17 protein-coding genes and 2 tRNA genes are annotated in these 17,477 nt (G+C 67.1%); 13 read left to right on the top strand and 6 right to left on the bottom strand.

Annotation, left to right across the window (positions count from 1 at the left end; all coding sequences use genetic code 11):
• Positions 1-11: 11 nt before the first annotated feature.
• The 6 genes from clpX (at position 12) to C998_RS0106240 (ending at position 6,591) form a co-directional block, all read left to right on the top strand.
• Positions 12-1,292 carry an ATP-dependent Clp protease ATP-binding subunit ClpX gene (clpX, locus tag C998_RS0106265; protein ID WP_018870006.1) on the top strand — a complete coding sequence of 427 codons (1,281 nt, stop codon included), beginning with the start codon at positions 12-14 and terminating at the stop codon, positions 1,290-1,292.
• An 87-nt stretch (positions 1,293-1,379) separates the two neighbouring features.
• Entirely contained in the window at positions 1,380-3,860 is a 2,481-nt protein-coding gene (gene lon / locus C998_RS0106260; protein ID WP_018870005.1) for an endopeptidase La, read from the top strand.
• A gap of 231 nt (positions 3,861-4,091) precedes the next feature.
• Entirely contained in the window at positions 4,092-4,379 is a 288-nt protein-coding gene (locus C998_RS0106255) for an HU family DNA-binding protein (protein WP_255349426.1), read from the top strand.
• A gap of 11 nt (positions 4,380-4,390) precedes the next feature.
• A tRNA-Val gene (locus C998_RS0106250) sits at positions 4,391-4,466 on the top strand.
• Between the two features lie 40 nt (positions 4,467-4,506).
• Positions 4,507-4,583: transfer RNA gene (locus C998_RS0106245), tRNA-Asp, on the top strand.
• 118 nt (positions 4,584-4,701) lie between these two features.
• A complete protein-coding gene (locus C998_RS0106240; RefSeq protein ID WP_018870003.1) occupies positions 4,702-6,591 on the top strand; it encodes a SurA N-terminal domain-containing protein in 1,890 nt (629 codons plus the stop codon).
• Between the two features lie 135 nt (positions 6,592-6,726).
• Here C998_RS0106240 and C998_RS0106235 read toward each other — a convergent pair whose 3' ends face one another.
• Positions 6,727-7,527, bottom strand: coding sequence for an enoyl-ACP reductase (locus tag C998_RS0106235; protein ID WP_018870002.1), 801 nt, complete (start codon positions 7,525-7,527; stop codon positions 6,727-6,729).
• An 88-nt stretch (positions 7,528-7,615) separates the two neighbouring features.
• Positions 7,616-9,193: a LysM peptidoglycan-binding domain-containing protein gene (locus C998_RS0106230; protein WP_051076725.1), complete on the bottom strand. Its 1,578-nt coding sequence runs from the start codon at positions 9,191-9,193 to the stop codon at positions 7,616-7,618.
• A 91-nt stretch (positions 9,194-9,284) separates the two neighbouring features.
• Here C998_RS0106230 and C998_RS0106225 point away from each other — a divergent pair, with 91 nt between their 5' ends.
• Genes C998_RS0106225 through dnaQ form a run of 3 tightly spaced genes read left to right on the top strand, consistent with a single transcriptional unit; the run spans position 9,285 to position 11,167 of the window.
• The gene (locus C998_RS0106225; RefSeq protein ID WP_018870000.1) at positions 9,285-9,959 is read left to right on the top strand and encodes a hypothetical protein; all 675 of its coding nucleotides are present in this window, start codon (positions 9,285-9,287) and stop codon (positions 9,957-9,959) included.
• Positions 9,952-10,413: a ribonuclease HI gene (gene rnhA, locus C998_RS0106220; RefSeq protein ID WP_018869999.1), complete on the top strand. Its 462-nt coding sequence runs from the start codon at positions 9,952-9,954 to the stop codon at positions 10,411-10,413. The genes C998_RS0106225 and rnhA overlap by 8 nt, the downstream gene beginning before the upstream one ends.
• Positions 10,414-10,450: 37 nt before the next feature.
• Complete coding sequence (dnaQ, locus tag C998_RS0106215) at positions 10,451-11,167, top strand: DNA polymerase III subunit epsilon (RefSeq protein ID WP_018869998.1); 717 nt, start codon at positions 10,451-10,453, stop codon at positions 11,165-11,167.
• Positions 11,168-11,174: 7 nt separating this feature from the next.
• On the opposite strand, the gene smpB is transcribed toward dnaQ, so the two are convergent.
• Positions 11,175-11,654, bottom strand: a complete 480-nt coding sequence (smpB, locus tag C998_RS0106210) for an SsrA-binding protein SmpB (protein WP_018869997.1) — start codon at positions 11,652-11,654, stop codon at positions 11,175-11,177.
• Between the two features lie 110 nt (positions 11,655-11,764).
• Between smpB and C998_RS0106205 the strand changes: the two genes are divergently transcribed.
• The 3 genes from C998_RS0106205 to C998_RS0106195 are packed head-to-tail and all read left to right on the top strand — an operon-like array spanning position 11,765 to position 13,885.
• Positions 11,765-13,123, top strand: coding sequence for a sodium-dependent transporter (locus C998_RS0106205; RefSeq protein ID WP_018869996.1), 1,359 nt, complete (start codon positions 11,765-11,767; stop codon positions 13,121-13,123).
• Positions 13,123-13,563: a type II toxin-antitoxin system RatA family toxin gene (locus tag C998_RS0106200; RefSeq protein WP_018869995.1), complete on the top strand. Its 441-nt coding sequence runs from the start codon at positions 13,123-13,125 to the stop codon at positions 13,561-13,563. Before C998_RS0106205 ends, C998_RS0106200 begins: the two co-directional genes overlap by 1 nt.
• Entirely contained in the window at positions 13,556-13,885 is a 330-nt protein-coding gene (locus C998_RS0106195; protein ID WP_018869994.1) for an RnfH family protein, read from the top strand. The genes C998_RS0106200 and C998_RS0106195 overlap by 8 nt, the downstream gene beginning before the upstream one ends.
• Before the next feature lie 28 nt (positions 13,886-13,913).
• Here the strand turns inward: C998_RS0106195 and C998_RS0106190 are convergent, their stop codons facing one another.
• Entirely contained in the window at positions 13,914-14,273 is a 360-nt protein-coding gene (locus C998_RS0106190) for an outer membrane protein assembly factor BamE (RefSeq protein ID WP_018869993.1), read from the bottom strand.
• A 101-nt stretch (positions 14,274-14,374) separates the two neighbouring features.
• On the opposite strand from C998_RS0106190, the gene fur reads away from it, so the two are divergent.
• Complete coding sequence (gene fur, locus C998_RS0106185) at positions 14,375-14,800, top strand: ferric iron uptake transcriptional regulator (RefSeq protein ID WP_018869992.1); 426 nt, start codon at positions 14,375-14,377, stop codon at positions 14,798-14,800.
• Between the two features lie 36 nt (positions 14,801-14,836).
• Here the strand turns inward: fur and recN are convergent, their stop codons facing one another.
• Together recN and C998_RS0106175 are read right to left on the bottom strand one after the other, a co-directional pair.
• A complete protein-coding gene (recN, locus tag C998_RS0106180) occupies positions 14,837-16,501 on the bottom strand; it encodes a DNA repair protein RecN (protein ID WP_018869991.1) in 1,665 nt (554 codons plus the stop codon).
• A gap of 1 nt (position 16,502) precedes the next feature.
• Entirely contained in the window at positions 16,503-17,381 is an 879-nt protein-coding gene (locus C998_RS0106175; protein ID WP_018869990.1) for an NAD(+) kinase, read from the bottom strand.
• Positions 17,382-17,477: the final 96 nt, after the last annotated feature.

The raw sequence follows: 17,477 nt of genomic DNA, 5'->3' as shown, positions 1-17,477 counted from the left end.
GAGGGCAACGGATGAGCGACGACAAGAACCCTCCCGCGGACGGCAAGTTGCTGTACTGCTCCTTCTGCGGGAAAAGCCAGCACGAGGTGCGCAAGCTGATCGCGGGGCCTTCCGTGTTCATCTGCGACGAGTGCGTTGAGCTGTGCAACGACATCATCCGCGAGGAGATGCAGGAGGCCGGCCAGACCGAGCATGCCTCGCTGCCGCGGCCCCGTGAAATCCGGGACACCCTGGATGATTACGTGATCGGCCAGAACGACGCGAAGAAGATCCTCTCCGTCGCCGTCTACAACCATTACAAGCGCATGGAGGCGCGGGCCGGCAAGGATGAAGTGGAGCTGTCAAAGTCCAACATCCTGCTGATCGGTCCGACCGGATCCGGCAAGACCCTGCTGGCGGAGACCCTGGCCCGGGTGCTCAACGTCCCGTTCACCATCGCCGACGCCACCACCCTGACCGAGGCGGGCTACGTTGGCGAGGACGTCGAAAACATCATCCAGAAGCTGCTGCAGAAGTGTGATTACGACGTCGAGAAGGCGGAGAGCGGGATCGTCTACATCGACGAGATCGACAAGGTATCGCGCAAGGCCGATAACCCCTCGATCACCCGTGACGTCTCGGGCGAGGGCGTGCAGCAGGCCCTGCTCAAGCTGATCGAGGGCACGACCGCCTCGATCCCGCCGCAGGGCGGACGCAAGCATCCGCAGCAGGAATTCCTGAACGTCGACACCAGCAACATCCTGTTCATCTGCGGTGGTGCCTTCTCCGGGCTGGACAAGGTGATCCAGCAGCGGGCGGAGAAAGGGACCGGCATCGGCTTTTCCGCGGCGCTGGCGAGCAAGGACGAGGACGCCTCCTCGGATCACTGGCTGAAGCAGCTGGAGGCCGACGATCTGGTGCGTTACGGCCTGATCCCGGAATTCGTCGGGCGTCTGCCGGTGCAGGCGACCCTGGACGAACTCGACGAGGATGCGCTGATCACGATCCTCACGCAGCCGAAGAACGCGCTGATCAAGCAGTATGCACGGCTGTTCGAGATGGAGGGTGTCGAGCTGGAGTTCCGCGACGATGCACTGCACGCGATCGCCGCGAAGGCGCTGGAGCGCAAGACCGGTGCCCGCGGCCTGCGGACCATCCTGGAGAACATCCTGCTGGACACGATGTACGAACTGCCGTCCATGGAGGGGGTCACCAAGGTCGTGATCGACGAGGCGGTGATCCGCGGGGACGCCGAGCCCTACCTGATCTACGACAACACCTCGTACACCCGGCAGGCCGCCGCGGACTCCTGAGCGGGAAACATCGGCCGGGCGACCCTTGAAACGCGCGCGGGTCGCCCCCATTTCCCCCCTACATTCGCCCAGCCCTGAGGGGGCCACATGACCGACGACCGTCCTTCCCAGAACGAGGTGGAATCGCCCGTCAAGCGCGTTGCGGTGCTGCCGCTGCGCGACGTCGTGGTGTATCCGCACATGGTCATTCCGCTGTTCGTCGGGCGCGAGAAATCGATTCGCGCGCTGGATTCGGCGATGGCAGAGAACAAGCAGGTCCTCCTGGTCGCGCAGAAGAGCGCCGAGGTGGACGAGCCCGACGCCGGGGATCTCCACGAGATCGGGACCCTCGGCAACATCCTCCAGCTCCTGCGCCTGCCCGACGGCACCATCAAGGTGCTGGTGGAAGGCGCGCAGCGTGCCCGCGTGATGGATGTCTCTACCACCGGGGATCCGGAGCAGGAAGAAGACTACTTCGTCTCCGACATCAAGCTGATCGACGAGGAGTTCGATACCGAGGACAAGGAACTCGAGGTCCTCGGTCGCTCCGCGCTGAATCAGTTCGAGCAGTACATCAAGCTGAACAAGAAGGTCCCGCCGGAGATCCTGACCTCGCTGGCCGGGATCGACGACACCTCGCGCCTGGCCGACACCATCGCCGCGCACATGTCGCTGAAACTCGAGGAGAAGCAGCAGGTCCTCGAGATCGCCAACGTGCGCGAGCGCCTGGAGCATCTGGTCGCCAAGATCGAGGGCGAGATGGACGTGCTGCAGATCGAGAAGAAGATCCGCGGCCGCGTGAAGCAGCAGATGGAGAAGTCCCAGCGCGAGTACTACCTGAATGAGCAGATGAAGGCCATTCAGAAGGAGCTGGGCGACCTCGAAGACGCACCCAACGAGCAGGAGGACCTGGCGGAGAAGATCGAAAACGCCGGGATGTCCGAAGAGGCGAAGAAGAAGGCGACCGCCGAGCTCAACAAGCTCAAGATGATGTCGCCGATGTCCGCCGAGGCCACGGTCGTGCGCAGCTACATCGACTGGCTGGTGTCGCTGCCGTGGAAGAAGAAGACCCGCGTCTCCAAGGATCTCAAGCGTGCCGAGAAGATCCTCAACGAGGATCACTACGGGCTGGAAGAGGTCAAGCAGCGCATCCTGGAATACCTCGCGGTGCAGTCGCGCGTGCGCAAGCTGAAGGGCCCGATCCTGTGTCTGGTGGGGCCGCCCGGCGTCGGCAAGACCTCGCTGGGGCAGTCCATCGCGCGGGCCACCAACCGCAAGTTCATGCGCATGGCGCTGGGCGGGGTGCGTGACGAGGCCGAGATTCGCGGTCACCGGCGCACCTATATCGGGTCGCTCCCGGGCAAGATCATCCAGAACCTGTCCAAGGTCGGCGTGCGCAACCCGCTGTTCCTGCTCGACGAGATCGACAAGATGGCCATGGATTTCCGTGGGGATCCGGCCTCCGCGATGCTCGAGGTGCTGGATCCGGAACAGAACCACACCTTCAGCGACCACTACCTGGAGGTCGATTTCGATCTCTCGGACGTGATGTTCGTGGCCACGGCCAACAGCATGCACATCCCCGGGCCGCTGCTGGATCGCATGGAAGTGATCCGCCTGTCCGGCTACACCGAGGACGAGAAGGTCAACATCGCGCACACCTACCTGATCCCCAAGCAGATCAAGACCAACGGTCTGAAGAAGGGCGAGATCAACATCTCCGATGCGGCGGTGCGCGACGTGGTCCGCTACTACACTCGCGAGGCCGGGGTGCGTGCGCTGGAGCGCGAGATCGCCAAGATCTGCCGCAAGGTGGTCAAGCAGCGCACCCTGTCGAAGGGCAAGGACGCCGACCGCATGACTTCGGTTACGCCCAAGACCCTGGACAAATACCTGGGCGTGCGGCGCTACCGCTTCGGCCAGGCCGACGAGGCCGACCGGGTCGGCCAGGTCACCGGCCTGGCGTGGACCGAGGTCGGCGGGGAACTGCTGACCATCGAGTCCTCGGTGGTGCCCGGCAAGGGCAAGACCCAGCAGACCGGCAAGCTCGGTGACGTGATGCAGGAGTCGGTCCACGCCGCGCTCACGGTGGTCCGGTCGCGCGCCGCTGCCCTTGGCCTGGAAGAGAACTTCCACGAGAACAAGGACCTCCACATCCACGTCCCCGAGGGCGCCACACCCAAGGACGGTCCTTCGGCCGGGATCGGCATGTGCACGGCCATTGTTTCGGCGCTGACGAACATCCCGGTCCGTGCCGATGTGGCCATGACCGGGGAAATCACGCTCCGCGGGCAGGTCCTGCCGATTGGCGGGCTCAAGGAGAAACTGCTGGCGGCGCATCGCGGGGGTATCCGTACGGTCCTGATCCCGGAGGAAAACGAGAAGGATCTGGTGGATATCCCGAAGAACATCAAGCAGAAGCTGGATATTCGCCCGGTGCGCTGGATCGACGAGGTTCTGGAAGTCGCCCTGGCCGAGATGCCGGAAGCCCGTACCGGCGAGTCGGCGGAGGGCGAGGCGCCCGCCGAGGAAGTCGTTTCCGACAAGAAGAAACCCTCGCGGGGTCGTGGCCGGGTCCGGCATCACTGATCCGTCCACACACCCGGGGGAGAGGGCCCGGGGCGAGGACTTTTGTCGAGCCGGTCGCAGGGAGCGGCGACCGGCGTTTGACACCTTTTTCGCAGCCTTGCTATAAACCTGATCGCATTGTCCGGATCCGGTTGTCGACCCCATTCCCGTTCCCTGCACAGGCCGTGGCGGCATCGGCCCGGATTGTTGTAAGCTTGGCCCTGCCGGCTGCACGCCCGAGTCACCAAAACGATAAGGAACCGTTTCATGAATAAATCCGAATTGATCGACGCGATCGCCGCGGAAGCCGATGTTCCCAAGGCTCAGGCCGGCAAGGTGGTCGATGCCATGGTCAGCGTAATCGGGGATTCCCTTGCCAAGGGTGATCAGGTATCATTGGTTGGCTTCGGGACGTTCCTCGTCCGCGAACGTGAGGCGCGCACCGGGCGCAACCCGCGCACCGGCGAGACGATCCAGATCGCCGCGTCGAAAACGCCCGGTTTCAAGGCTGGCAAAGCGTTGAAGGATCGGGTAAACTAAAGAGCTTTACCGGGTGCTTAGCTCAGTTGGTAGAGCGTCGCCCTTACAAGGCGAATGTCGGCGGTTCGAATCCGTCAGCACCCACCAGGCGCAGACCTGCTCGATGCGGCTGCGCTGAAAAGAATACGGAGCGGTAGTTCAGTTGGTTAGAATACCGGCCTGTCACGCCGGGGGTCGCGGGTTCGAGTCCCGTCCGCTCCGCCATATTTCGAAAGGCGCCCTCCGGGGCGCCTTTTTTGTTGGTGTGTCCGACAGACGGCGGAGGGCGCGCCTGCTACCATTGATCTGTTTTCCCTGCTGAACCCGAACGGACAAAACCAGCATGCTGCAAGCAATTCGAGATCGGGCGACCGGCTGGCTCGCCTACGTAATCATCGGCCTGATCGCGGTCCCCTTCGCCCTGTGGGGCGTGGGCGAATACTTCGGCGGAGCCGGCGACATCGTGGCTGCCGAGGTCAACGGCGTGGACATCGATACCCGGTCCGTGCATCAGGAGGCGCGTGCCCAGCGGGATGAACTCCGCCGCATGTTCGGCGGCGAGATCCCGGACGAATTCGACGACGAGGGGATTCGGCTGCAGGCGCTGGAGAGCCTGATTCGCGAGACCCTGTTGCGTCAGGCGGCCGATGATCTCGGGTTTACCGCCGCCAGCGAATCCGTGCGGCGCGAGATCCGCGCGATGCCGGTGTTTCAGGAGGGCGGACAGTTCAGTCCCGAGCGCTATTCCCAGCTGTTGTCGGCCCAGCGCATCAGTCCCGCGGATTTCGAGGATGACATCGGTCGCTCGCTGGTGATGTCGCAGATCCAGACGGGCATCCGCGAGTCGGGTCGCTTCGACGAAGGCCTGGTGGACGAGTACGCCGCGCTGCGCAATCAGGTGCGGACGGTGAGCTGGCGGGTGTTCGCGGCGGAGGATTTCGATCGCCCCGGCGTGGTGGACGAGGACGCCGTTCAGGCCTACTACGAAGCGAATCCGGAGGAGTTCACGACCGCAGAGCGTCTGCGGGTGGAGTACCTTCAGCTCGACCCGGCATCGCTGGAAGAGGCCGTCGAGCTGAGCGAGGAAGACATCGTGGAGCACTACCGCGCCAACCGGTCGCGTTACGAGGAACCGGAACTGCGCGATGTCCGGGTCATCCGCCTGGCGGACGAGGACGACGCCGAGGCACGGATTGGCGAGCTGCATCAGCGGATCGAGGACGGCGAAGATTTTGCGGAGCTGGCCGAGGAATACTCCGAGGATTCCCTGAGCGCGCCGCGGGGCGGGCGCATGGGTGAGCTGGCCCGCGGGGATCTGGGATCGTCGACCCTGGAGACGGTGATCTTCAGTCTGCCCGAGGGGATGGTGAGCCAGCCGGTGCGGACCGATCAGGGCTGGTACATCATCCAGGTGACTGCGATCGAGGATGCCCGCGCACAGCCGCTGGAGCAGGTGCGTGACGACGTGGAATCCGACCTGCGTGACCGGCGTGCCGAGCAGATGCAGATCGATGCGCTGGACGACCTGATGTCGCTGAGCGTCGAGTTCCCGGAAAGTCTGGAGCCCGCGGCCGAGGCGACCGGGCTGGAGATCCGCACGACCGACTGGTTCACCCGCGACTCGGGCAGCGGCATCGCGGACTCGCGTTCCGTGCGCGATGCGGCCTTTGGCGAGCGGGTGCGCGAGCGCGGAGAGAACAGCGATGCCCTGGATCTTGATGATGGCTCGACGATCGTGCTGCGCGTGGCCGAACGGGAAGAGGCGGAGCTGCGTCCGCTGGCCGAGGTCGAGGACGAGATTCGGGCCCGGCTGCAGGCCGAAGCGGCCGCCGAGGCGGCGCGCGAAGCCGGCGAGGCCCTGCTGGAAGACCTGCGCGAGGCCGAGGACTGGGCGGCTGCCATCGAAGACGAGGGCAGCTGGACGCGCTCGCGCGAGCTGCGCCGGGATACCCGCGACGGTGACGTGCCGGACGGCCTGGTGGCACCGGTGTTCCGTCTGGCCGCACCCGGAGAGGACGGGCCGCGGCTGTCGGGCCTGACGCTGTCCGGCGGTGACTTTGCCGTGGTGGCCCTGGAGGCGGTGCAGGCCGGGGGCACGCAGGAGGACCCGGCTCTGCGCCAGCAGGCCCGCGACCAGCTGCGCAACGCCTACGGCGGTGCCGAGATGCGTGCCTATCTGGCGTGGCTGGAGTCCGAGGCCGATATTCAGCGTTTTCCGGAGAACCTGGAGTAGAGGGAAAAGGGAGTAGAGAAAGAGCCGGGCGGTATCAGGCCGCCCGGCCGCGCACAAAAAAAGGCCCGGCCAGATGACTGGCCGGGCCTTTCTCGGTTCAGAGACCCGGCGGCCGGCAGGCCGCCCGTTCGTGGCCTAGCTGTCGAGGCCGATCTCGTGCTGGCCGAGGCCGACGGTGTTGTAACCGGAGTCGACGTACATCACCTCACCGGTGATGCCGGAAGCCAGGTCGGAGCACAGGAACGCCCCGGCATTGCCAACCTGATCAATGGTGACGTTACGCCGCAGCGGGGCGTTGCTCTCGACATGGTCGAGGATGCGCTTGAAATCCCCGATCCCGGATGCCGCGAGGGTGCGGATGGGGCCGGCGGAGACGGCGTTCACGCGGGTGCCCTCCGGCCCGAGGGTGTAGGCCAGATAGCGGACATTCGCTTCGAGGCTCGCCTTCGCCAGACCCATCACGTTGTAGTTGGGCATGGATCGCTGGGCGCCCAGGTAGCTGAGCGTCAGGATGGAGGCATCGCGATCCTTCATCATCGCGCGTCCGGCCTTGGCGAAGGCCGCCAGCGAGTAGGAGCTGACATCATGCGCGGTGCGAAAGCCGTCGCGGGTCATGTTGTCGAGGAAATCGCCGTCCAGTTCCTCCTTGGGCGCATAGGCCACGGAGTGAACCAGAATGTCGACGCCGTCCCAGTAGTCGTCCAGGTGTTCGAAGACCTGTTCGATCTCTTCATCGCTCTCGACGTTGCAGGGGATCAGGATGTCCGAGTCGAAATCGGCGACCAGTTTTTCCACGCGGTCGCGCATCCGTTCGTTCTGATAGGTGAAGGCCAGCTCCGCGCCCTCCCGGTGCAGCGCCGCGGCGATGCCATAGGCGATGGAACGGTTGCTGGCGACCCCGACGACCAGGGCGCGCTTGCCGGTGAGAAAGCCCATGAAACTCTCCTTGCTGGTTTGATGCGATTGGCGTCGCGGACGCGTGTTCCCGGGATCATACCGATGTGCCCCGGGTCGGGCCAGCGCGTCAGGTGTCCGCGCGGGCGACGGTCGCGTCGTCGTGATCGATGTGCAGGACCAGGGTCTCGCCGGCGCGGATGCGGTCGCCGTTAAGGCCGTTCCAGCGCCGCACGTCTTCCACCGAGACCTCGAAGCGCCGGGCGATGCCGGACAGCGAATCCCCCGGGCGGACCTCGTAGTGCACCGTGCCTTCATCGCCGTGTGCCGCCGCGACCTGGAGTACATCCCCGGGCTGCAGGGTGGTGTCGCGCCCGAGGTCGTTGACCCGCCGCAGTTCGCTCAGGCTCATGCCGGTGGACTGGCTGATGGTCCAGAGGCTGTCGCCGCGGCGGACTTCGTATTCCGTCAGTGAATCCGCATCGCCGGCCTCGGCGACGGCCGTGGCGGCCCCGGCGTCGTCCCCGCCCACCGGCAGGCGCAGGGTCTGGCCCGCGCGAATCAGGTCGCCATTGAGATCGTTCATCTGCCGTACGACCGCGACCTCGGTACCGGCGTCGCGTGCGATACGGCCGAGGTTGTCGCCCGCGCGCACGGTGTATTCGCGGAAACGCAGCAGCGGATCGTCGCCGTGTTCCGCCAGCGCGGTTTCCAGACGGTCCGCGGCTTCGGCCGGCACGAACAGGTGCCGCGCATGTTCGGGATGCGTGGCGTGCCGGTGGTAGCCGGGGTTCAGGCGTTCCAGCTCGGCGGTATCCAGCTCGGCCATGTCCGCGACCAGGGCCAGATCCGCCTGGCGTTCCGGGCGGACGATCTCTAGCGCCGGTTCGTTGGCCACGGGGGTCAGGGTCACGCCGTGTTCATCCGGCGCGCGGAACAGCTCGCGCAGGGCCAGCAGGCGGGGAACGTAGGCATGCGGTTCGGCCGGCAGGTCAAGGCTCCAGTAGTCGGTGTCGCGGCCCTGCGCGGCATTGGCCTCCATCGCCCGGCGGACGTTCCCCTGGCCCCAGTTGTAGGCGGCCAGGGCGAGGTACCAGTCGTCGAAGCGGGAATGCAGGTATTCGAGATAGTCGAGTGCCGCCAGGGTCGACTGGTAGACATCGCGCCGGCCGTCGTACCAGTCGTCGCGGTGCAGGTCGAAATGATCCCCGGTGGACGGTATGAACTGCCAGATCCCGGCGGCACGTCCGCTGGAGGTGGCTTCCGGGGCATAGCCGCTCTCCACGATGGGGAGCAGCAGGAGTTCCGCCGGCATGTCGCGAGCCTCGAGCTCCGACAGGATAAAATAGGCGAAGGGTTCGGCCCGCCGCGTGGAGAGTTCGATGATCCGCGGCTGATCGCGATAATGGTCGAGATAACGCTGGACGCGATCGTGGTCGAGTTCGTCGCTGAAACCGTAGTTCAGCCGGGCACGTTCCCACAGGTCGTCGGTTTCGGCGGCACGCTTTTCCGCCTTCTCGGCCTGGCGCTGCATGGCGGCTTCGACGTCTTCGGTGTCGTAGGTGCGCGCCTCGGCCGGACTCCCGGTACCGGTGTCGGCGGTATCCAGTGACCGCTCGCGGTCGTGTAGGCTACAACCGGAGAACAGGGCCACGGTAACGGCGAGAGCCAGCGGGCGAACGGGAACAGCGGGGCATCGAAGTTTCATGGGGACGAAGGATAAACCAGCCAACCCGGAGCACCAAGCACGGGCACGCGATTGCCTCGCCCGGTGGTATGCCCAGCCTCAGGGCCAGCGGGTGCGCGAGCGCCTGCTGGATCGCATGCGCCGCCACGCGACCGGGAGCCCGTTGAACGTTGCGGTGGAACTGGCGCCGGCGCCGTTGATGGATCCCGACGCCCCGGATCAGGCACGGGTGCTGCGCGTGGCGGATCCGGGGGCGCAGGTCCGGATCGATCCGGAGGCCTGGGCGCTGGAATCCGCCGGGGCGCGGATCATCGTGCTGGGCCATCCCTGCAGCTGGAGTCCGGAGCCGCAGGTGGTGGTCAACGAGGCGGCCCGAGTGCTGGAGCCCGAGGGGCATCTGTTCATGCTGGAGGCCAACCGGCTGCACGGCGATCCGGAAGCCGGCCTGCGCCCGTCCCCGCTGCCCGAGGGACTGCGCAGCGTACGCTATCGGGGGATGCTGGCGGCCGCCGGCCTGGAGGTGCTGGAGCAGTGGAATCTCAGCGTGCTGCCGCCCGGCCTGTCGGTGGCCTGGCAGCGCCGGCTGGCACGACTGGACCGCTGGGCTCTGCGTGGACTTCCCCCGCTGGCCGGGGTCATCCTGACCATCGCGCACAAGCGGGTGGAGGAGCCCCTGCGGCCGGCACGAGCGCTGCGCTTCGCGCCGCCGACGGGTGCTCCCGGCGCGGCCGTTTCGCGCGTATCATGCGCCGGCGAACGCGGCCGAACGAGGGACGGCAATGAGTGACGACGACGAGCGGGTGTACATCTATACCGACGGCGCCTGCCGCGGCAACCCCGGTCCCGGCGGCTGGGGGGCGGTGCTGCGCTACCGCGGGCACGAGCGCGAGCTGTACGGCAGCGAGGCCGAGACCACCAACAACCGCATGGAGCTGACCGCGGCCATCCGGGCGCTGGAGACCCTGCAGCGACCCTGTCGGGTGGAGCTGGTCACCGATTCCAGGTACGTGAAGCAGGGCGTGACCGAATGGCTGCCCGGCTGGAAACGGCGCAACTGGCGCTCGGCCAGCGGCCAGCCGGTGAAAAACCGGGATCTGTGGGAAGCGCTGGATGCCCAGGCGGCGCGCCATTCCATCGAGTGGTACTGGGTCCGCGGCCACAGCGGGCACCCGGAGAACGAGCGCGCCGACGAGCTGGCGAATGCCGGCATCGACGAACTCCTGAGCGGGGCGGCCAGCTGAGCCATCCGCGGGAAGACCGAATCGAAGGGGACGCAACATGCGCCAGATCGTGCTGGACACCGAGACCACCGGCCTGGAACCGGCGGACGGGCACCGCATCATCGAGATCGGCTGTCTGGAGGTGGACAATCGCCGGCCGACCGGCCGGGTGTGGCATCACTACATCCAGCCGGACCGGGAGATCGATGCCGGTGCGGTGGCGGTGCACGGGATCGACAACGAGTTTCTCGCGGACAAGCCGCGTTTCGCCGACCTGGCAGGGGAATTCGTGGAATTCGTGCGCGGGGCGGAACTGGTGATTCACAACGCCCCGTTCGACATCGGCTTTCTCGATCACGAGCTGGCGCTGCTGGGCGACCAGGCGCCGGCGGGCTCCATCGGCGAGATCTGCGGGGTGCTGGATTCGCTGGTGCTGGCGCGGCGCATGCATCCGGGCAGCCGCAATTCGCTGGACGCGCTGTGCAAGCGCTACGGGGTGGATGCCTCGGACCGGACGCTGCACGGCGCGCTGCTGGACGCGGAGCTGCTGGCCGATGTCTATCTGGCGATGACCGGCGGGCAGGTGAGCCTGACCCTGGACAGCGACAGCGAGCAGGATACGGGGGATCAGGCGCCGGCGCGGGCACGGCGTTCGGGGCAGCCCCTGCCGGTCGTGGAGCCGTCGGCGGAAGAGGCGGCCGCCCATGCCGAGCTGCTGGCGGTGCTGGACGAGGCGGCCGGGGGTGCCTGTCGCTGGCGCGCGGCCCGCGAGTGAGCCCGCATCAGCCGTTCTTCATGATGCGCGCGCGTTCGCGCTGCCAGTCCTTTTCCTTCTTGTCGGCGCGCTTGTCGTAGGCCTTCTTGCCCTTGGCCAGGCCGATCTCCACTTTGGCCCGGCCGCGTTTCCAGTACAGGGCCAGCGGGACCAGGGTGAAGCCGCGGCGTTCCACCGCACCAATCAGTCGGTTGATCTCGGAGCGGTGCAGCAGGAGCTTGCGCGTGCGGCTCGGATCCGGATTGATGTGCGTGGAGGCGGTGGGCAACGGAGTGAAATGGGCGCCGAACAGGTATGCCTCGCCGTTGCGCAGCAGGACATAGGCTTCGCTGATCTGTGCGCGGCCGGCCCGCAGCGACTTGACCTCCCAGCCCTCGAGGGCCAGCCCGGCTTCCAGCCGGTCCTCGATGTGGTAGTCGTGACGCGCGCGGCGGTTGAGCGCGATGGTACTGGAGCCGTCCCCGGCGGTTTTCTTCTTCTTGCCCATGGGGGCGGAGTGTACTCCAGGCGTCAACGTCGGGCATCCATGGACCGGCACTCAGTTGAGTGCCGGCCGGCCTTGGCTCACAATCCACGGGCAAAAACACGGAGATCCGCATGCCACCCACCGCATCGATCCATGGTCAATGGACCACCCGTCTGGCCTTCATCCTCGCGGCGACGGGCTCGGCCGTCGGGCTCGGGAACATCTGGCGTTTCCCCTACATCGCCGGCGAGAACGGCGGTGGCGCCTTCGTGCTGGTGTATCTGGGCTGCATATTGCTCATCGGCCTGCCGGTGATGATCGCCGAGATCATGCTGGGCCGGCGCGGGCGCCAGTCGCCGATCAACACCATGACCAGCCTGTCGCGCGAGGAGGGGGTGTCGACCGGCTGGGCCTCCATCGGCTGGATCGGCGTGGTGACCGGTTTCCTGATCCTGTCGTTCTACTCGGTGGTCGCGGGCTGGGCCCTGTCGTACATCTTCAAGAGCGGGGCGGGCGGCTTTGTCGGCCTGGACGCCAGTGGCTCCGAGGCGATGTTCGACGGCATGCTGGCCTCCCCCGAGGCGCTGCTGGCCTGGCACACCATCTTCATGGTGATGGTCGGCATCGTGGTCGCGCGCGGGGTGCAGTCGGGGCTGGAGAAGGCGGTGACCATCCTGATGCCGTTGCTGTTCGTGATGCTGCTGGTGATGGTCGGCTACGCGGTGGTGCAGGGCAACTTCGCCGAGGGTCTGGCGTTCATGCTGGCGCCGGACTTCTCCGAGTTGTCCGCTAACGCGGTGCTGCTGGCCATGGGGCAGGCCTTCTTTACCCTGAGCCTGGGCATGGGCGCAATCATGATCTACGGCAGCTATCTGCAGAGCGACGCCTCCATCCCGCGCACCGCCGGGGTGGTCGTGGGGGCGGATACCCTGGTCGCGATCGTGGCCGGGCTGGCGATCTTCCCGATCGTGCTGGGCGCCGGGCTGTCGCCGGGCGAGGGGCCGGGGCTGATCTTCGTGACCCTGCCGCTGGCCTTCGGCGAGATGCCCGGCGGGCTGATCTTCGGCACGGTGTTCTTCATCCTGTTGAGCTTCGCGGCCTGGACCTCGGCGATCTCGATCGCCGAGCCGGCGGTGGCCTGGCTGGTGGAAACCGTGGGCATGACGCGGGTGGCTGCGACCACGGTGCTGGCGATCGCGGCCTGGACCCTGGGGATCGCGGCGCTGCTGTCGCTCAACGTCTGGTCGGACTACACCCTGTTCGACATGGGCGTGCTCGATTTCCTCGACTACCTGACCGCGAACATCCTGCTGCCGCTGGGCGGATTCCTGATCGCCGTGTTCGCCGGCTGGCGCATGACTCGCGGGTCGGTGAGTGCGGAGCTGGCGATGCGCTCCCCGGCGCTGTTCGGGCTGTGGTACTTCCTGGTGCGTTTCGTCGCGCCGGTCGCGATCCTGCTGGTGTTCCTGCGTGCGGTGGAGCTGATCTGATGGGTTCGAAGATCCAGCGTTCGGCCGACGTTCCGTATTCGCGCGAGCAGATGTTCGACCTGGTGGACGACATCGACTCTTACCCGGAATTCCTGCCGGGCTGTCGCAGCGCGTCCGCACGCAACCGCAGCGAGAACCAGGTGGAGGGCACGATCGAGCTCGCCAAGGGGGCGCTGCACAAGTCGTTCACCACCCGCAACACCCTGCGGCGGCCGGAGTCCATCGACATCCGTCTGGTGAAGGGGCCGTTCCAGCGCCTGCACGGCACCTGGCGCTTCACCGAGCTGGAGGGCGGCGGCACGCGCATCTCGCTGGAGCTGGAATTCGAGTTCGCCAGCCGGCTGATGTCGTTTGCGATCGGTCCGGTGTTCCACCAGATCGCCAATTCCCTGGTGGACGCCTTCGTCCGCCGCGCGCAGGAGGTGCACGGGAATGGCTGAGGCAGACGATGGTGGCGAGGGGCCGATGACGGTCGAGGTCGCCTATGCGCGGCCCGACCGCCAGGTGATCCTGTCGCTGGAGGTCCCGCCCGGCACGACCGTGGAGCAGGCGCTGCGCCAGTCCGAGATCGACCGGCAGTTTCCGGAGATCGATCTGGACAACGCGAAGGTCGGTATCTTCGGCAAGATTACCCGCCGCGATACCGTGCTGCGGCCGCGCGACCGGGTGGAGATTTACCGCCCGCTGATCGCCGACCCGAAAGAGGTGCGGCGCCAGCGTGCCGGCAAGGGCAAGACGAAAGAAAAGGGCGGGGAGGCGTGACCCCGGTGACGCGGCCCGCCCGTCTCCCTCAGTCGTCCATGTCCACCGGGTGGTCCTCCAGGGCGACCGGCTGCGGCACGTCGGAGTCGATGTAGGCGACCACGCCGTCCTGGAAATACACGCTCACGCGCTGGCGTTCGGTGGGGCCGATCCCCGGACGCCGGTAATAGACATAGTCCCAGCGGTCCTCGCTCTTGAAGGCCGCGTCCAGTTGCGGCGTCCCCAGCAGGAAACGCACCTGGCCGGGCGTCATGCCGGGCTGGACTCGCGCCACGTCGGTGGCGTCGATCACGTTGCCCTGCTGCACGTCGAGACGGAACTGGTTAAAGCCACTGCACGCGGTAAGCGTGCTTGCGGCGACCGCGATAGTAATGAGAATCTTGTACATCGAGCGCGCGGGACCTTGAACGAGTCTGGAAACGCGCATGGTACACCAAAGCATCCGGTGGCTCTCAATGCCCGGAGCCCGACGCGATGCAGGGATCGTGCATGGAAACGAGCAATCTCAAGAAGGCCGGTCTGAAAGTCACGCTGCCGCGGATGAAGATCCTGGAGATCCTGGATCAGTCGGAGACGCGGCATCTCACGGCCGAGGCGATCTACCGCGAGCTGCTGGATTCCGGCGAGGAGATCGGCCTGGCCACGGTGTATCGCGTGCTCACCCAGTTCGAGGCCGCCGGCCTGGTCTGCCGGCTCCACCTGGAGGGCAACCAGGCGGTGTTCGAGCTGGAGCGCGGCGGCCACCACGACCACATCGTCTGCAACCAGTGCGGGCGGGTCGAGGAGTTCTACGACGAGACCATCGAACAGCGTCAGCAGCAGATCGCCTCGGACTACGGGTTTTCGATCCGGGATCATGCCCTGGTGCTGTACGGCGACTGCAACGACGAGGCCTGCCCCCGCCGCCCCGCCTGAACCCTCTCCCCCCGGGGCTTCGCCGGGGGAGTCGTCTCACCCGCCGGGCGTTTCCAGCAGCTCCCGTGCGTGGGCGCGGCTGCTCTCGGTGAGGGCACTGCCGCCGATCAGGCGGGCCAGGGCGTCTACCCGGTCTTCGTGATCGAGACGCCGGATGCCGGTGCGGGTGTGATCCTCGGCCGTGGTCTTGGCCACTTCCAGCTGATGATGGGCCTGTGCGGCGACCTGCGCGAGATGGGTGACGCACAGCACCTGGTGGCGTTCCCCCAGCCGCCGCAGCTTGCGCCCGACGACCTCGGCCACCGCGCCGCTGATGCCCGAATCGACCTCGTCGAAGATCAGGGTGGGCACGGTCTGTTGCTGGCTCGCGAGCACCTGCAGGGCCAGGCCGATACGCGACAGTTCGCCGCCCGATGCCACTCGGGCCAGCGGCTGCGGGGTCTGGCCGGGGTTGGCGGCGACGCGGAATTCCACCCGGTCGGCGCCATGGGCGCGCGGTTCGTCGTCGGGTTCCACGGCGATCTCGAAACGTCCGCCGGCCATGCCCAGTTCCTGCATGGTCTCGGTGACAGCGGTCTCGATGCGCCGCGCGGCCTGCTCGCGTGCGCGGGTGAGTTCCGCCGCGGCGTCTTCCAGCGCGCTGCGCGCCTGCGTGGCCCGGGCCTCCAGTTCTTCGACCGTCCGGTCGCCGGATTCCAGGTGCTCGAGTTCGTCCATCAGGCGCCGGTGCAGGCCGGGCAGTTCCTCCGGTTCGACCCGGTGCTTGCGCGCCAGACGCAGGTACTCCCCCAGTCGCGCATCCAGCTCCGCCAGGCGCTGCGGGTCGGGGTCGATGTCCTCGGCCAGCCGGCGCAGGGTGTCCCCGGCCTCGTCGATCTGGATGCGGGCCGACTCCAGCAGCTCGATCCCGGGCTGCAGGCGGTCGTCATGGCGGGCCGCCTCCTGCAGCCGGTGCAGCATCTGGCCGAGCAGGGCATCCAGCCCGTTGTCCTCGCCGATGGTGGCGTCGGCGGCCTGGAGGGCCTGCAGCACCTCGGTGCCGTGCGCCAGCCGGCTCTGTTCGGTGGAGAGCTCGGGGTATTCGTCGGGTTCCGGCGCCAGTTCGGCCAGTTCGCCGGTCTGAAAGCGCAGCAGGTCCAGCCGGTCACCGGCTTCGGCCAGCTCCGCACGGGCCTTTTCCAGGGCGCTGCGGGCCTCGCGCCATTGCTGGAAGGCGGTAGACACCGCATGGCACAGGGGCGCCTCGACAAAGCCGTCCAGCCAGGCCCGCTGGGTATCGCGCCCGAGCAGCTGCTGATGGGCATGCTGCCCGTGGATGTCGACCAGCCACTGGCCCAGTTCCCGCAGCTGGGTAACGGTTGCGGGGCGCCCGTTGATCCAGGCGCGGCTCTTGCCCTGGCGCGTCAGCACGCGGCGCAGCAGGAGCGGGTCGCCGTCCTCGCCGGCCAGACCGGCCTCGGCTAGCCAGGCATGCGCCGGGCTGTTGTCCGGCAGTTCGCATTCGGCGCCCAGCTCGGCCTGTTCGGCGCCCTCGCGCACCATGGAGGCGTCGGCGCGGTCGCCCAGCAGCAGGCCGACCACGTCAACCAGGATGGACTTGCCGGCGCCGGTCTCGCCGGTCAGGGCGTTGAGGCCGTCGTCGAGCTCGAGTTCGAGTTCGTCGACGATGGCGAAATCGCGGATGTGGATCAGGCGCAGCATGTCAGGGCTGTTCTCCCCAGCGCAGCTTGGAACGCAGCATGCGCAGGAACTGGTGATTGTGCGGGTGGATCAGGGTCATGCCGTAGTCGCGGCGGCGGATGCGCAGGCGGTCGCCGGGCCCGAAGTCGACGTTCTCCTGACCGTCCAGCGCGACCTGTGCCGGCGAGCGGCTGTCGGGGGACAGCTGGATCTCGATGACCGAATCACCGCCCACCACCAGCGGGCGGTGGTTCAGGCTGTGCGGCGCGACCGGGACGATCACCATGCCGTCCATCTGCGGGGTGAGGATGGGGCCGCCGGCCGACAGGGCGTAGGCGGTGGAGCCGGTGGGCGTGGCAACCACCAGTCCGTCGGCACGCAGGCGCCCGACGTCCACGCCATCGATGGTGGTGTCGAACTCGATGATGCGCACCACGCTGAGTACGTGCAGCACGGCGTCGTTGACCGCGACCCCGGTGTGCACGGTCACGCCGTCGCGCACCACTTCGGCCTCCAGCATGGAGCGCGGTTCCAGCACGTAGGCGCCGTCCAGGACCTCCCCCAGTTCCTCCGGCGCGGTATCGGGGGATACGTCGACCAGGAAGCCCAGGCGGCCGAGATTGATCCCCAGCAGCGGCGTGCCGATCCCGGCGGTGACCCGGGCGGTCGCCAGCAGGGTGCCGTCGCCGCCGATCACGATCAGCAGGTCGGCTTCGCGCGCCAGCTCGCCGACCGGCCGGATCGGTACGTCGGCCGGGCGCTGGAAGCCCTCGATGTCGGCCTCCATCAGTATGTGTCGCTCGCGCTCGCACAGCAGCTGTACCAGCCGCTCCACCAGCGGAGCGGTGCGCGGGTCGTTGGCCTTGCCGATCAGGCCGACGGTCTTGAACTCTGGCATCATGCCGGCATTATCCGGAAAACGGGGCGGTCCTGCACGCGGCCGCTTGACGGCGGGGCGCGGTCCCCGAACACTTGGACGGTTGTGGCACTCGTCCGG

It is taken from the genome of Thioalkalivibrio sp. ALgr3 (assembly GCF_000377325.1).
In the GTDB taxonomy this organism is placed as follows: domain Bacteria; phylum Pseudomonadota; class Gammaproteobacteria; order Ectothiorhodospirales; family Ectothiorhodospiraceae; genus Thioalkalivibrio.
The sequence above is the reverse complement of the archived record's forward strand: the minus strand, read 5'-3'. Positions and strand labels throughout refer to the sequence as shown.

What these genes read in the sequence shown, in the direction of transcription:
- dnaQ (WP_018869998.1), top strand. Translation starts at nt 10,451, where the DNA reads ATGCGCCAGATCGTGCTGGACACCGAGACCACCGGCCTGGAACCGGCG.
- C998_RS0106175 (WP_018869990.1), bottom strand. Translation starts at nt 17,381, where the DNA reads ATGATGCCAGAGTTCAAGACCGTCGGCCTGATCGGCAAGGCCAACGAC.
- C998_RS0106195 (WP_018869994.1), top strand. Translation starts at nt 13,556, where the DNA reads ATGGCTGAGGCAGACGATGGTGGCGAGGGGCCGATGACGGTCGAGGTC.
- recN (WP_018869991.1), bottom strand. Translation starts at nt 16,501, where the DNA reads ATGCTGCGCCTGATCCACATCCGCGATTTCGCCATCGTCGACGAACTC.
- lon (WP_018870005.1), top strand. Translation starts at nt 1,380, where the DNA reads ATGACCGACGACCGTCCTTCCCAGAACGAGGTGGAATCGCCCGTCAAG.
- C998_RS0106200 (WP_018869995.1), top strand. Translation starts at nt 13,123, where the DNA reads ATGGGTTCGAAGATCCAGCGTTCGGCCGACGTTCCGTATTCGCGCGAG.
- rnhA (WP_018869999.1), top strand. Translation starts at nt 9,952, where the DNA reads ATGAGTGACGACGACGAGCGGGTGTACATCTATACCGACGGCGCCTGC.
- C998_RS0106205 (WP_018869996.1), top strand. Translation starts at nt 11,765, where the DNA reads ATGCCACCCACCGCATCGATCCATGGTCAATGGACCACCCGTCTGGCC.
- smpB (WP_018869997.1), bottom strand. Translation starts at nt 11,654, where the DNA reads ATGGGCAAGAAGAAGAAAACCGCCGGGGACGGCTCCAGTACCATCGCG.
- C998_RS0106230 (WP_051076725.1), bottom strand. Translation starts at nt 9,193, where the DNA reads ATGAAACTTCGATGCCCCGCTGTTCCCGTTCGCCCGCTGGCTCTCGCC.
- C998_RS0106190 (WP_018869993.1), bottom strand. Translation starts at nt 14,273, where the DNA reads ATGTACAAGATTCTCATTACTATCGCGGTCGCCGCAAGCACGCTTACC.
- fur (WP_018869992.1), top strand. Translation starts at nt 14,375, where the DNA reads ATGGAAACGAGCAATCTCAAGAAGGCCGGTCTGAAAGTCACGCTGCCG.
- C998_RS0106240 (WP_018870003.1), top strand. Translation starts at nt 4,702, where the DNA reads ATGCTGCAAGCAATTCGAGATCGGGCGACCGGCTGGCTCGCCTACGTA.
- clpX (WP_018870006.1), top strand. Translation starts at nt 12, where the DNA reads ATGAGCGACGACAAGAACCCTCCCGCGGACGGCAAGTTGCTGTACTGC.
- C998_RS0106235 (WP_018870002.1), bottom strand. Translation starts at nt 7,527, where the DNA reads ATGGGCTTTCTCACCGGCAAGCGCGCCCTGGTCGTCGGGGTCGCCAGC.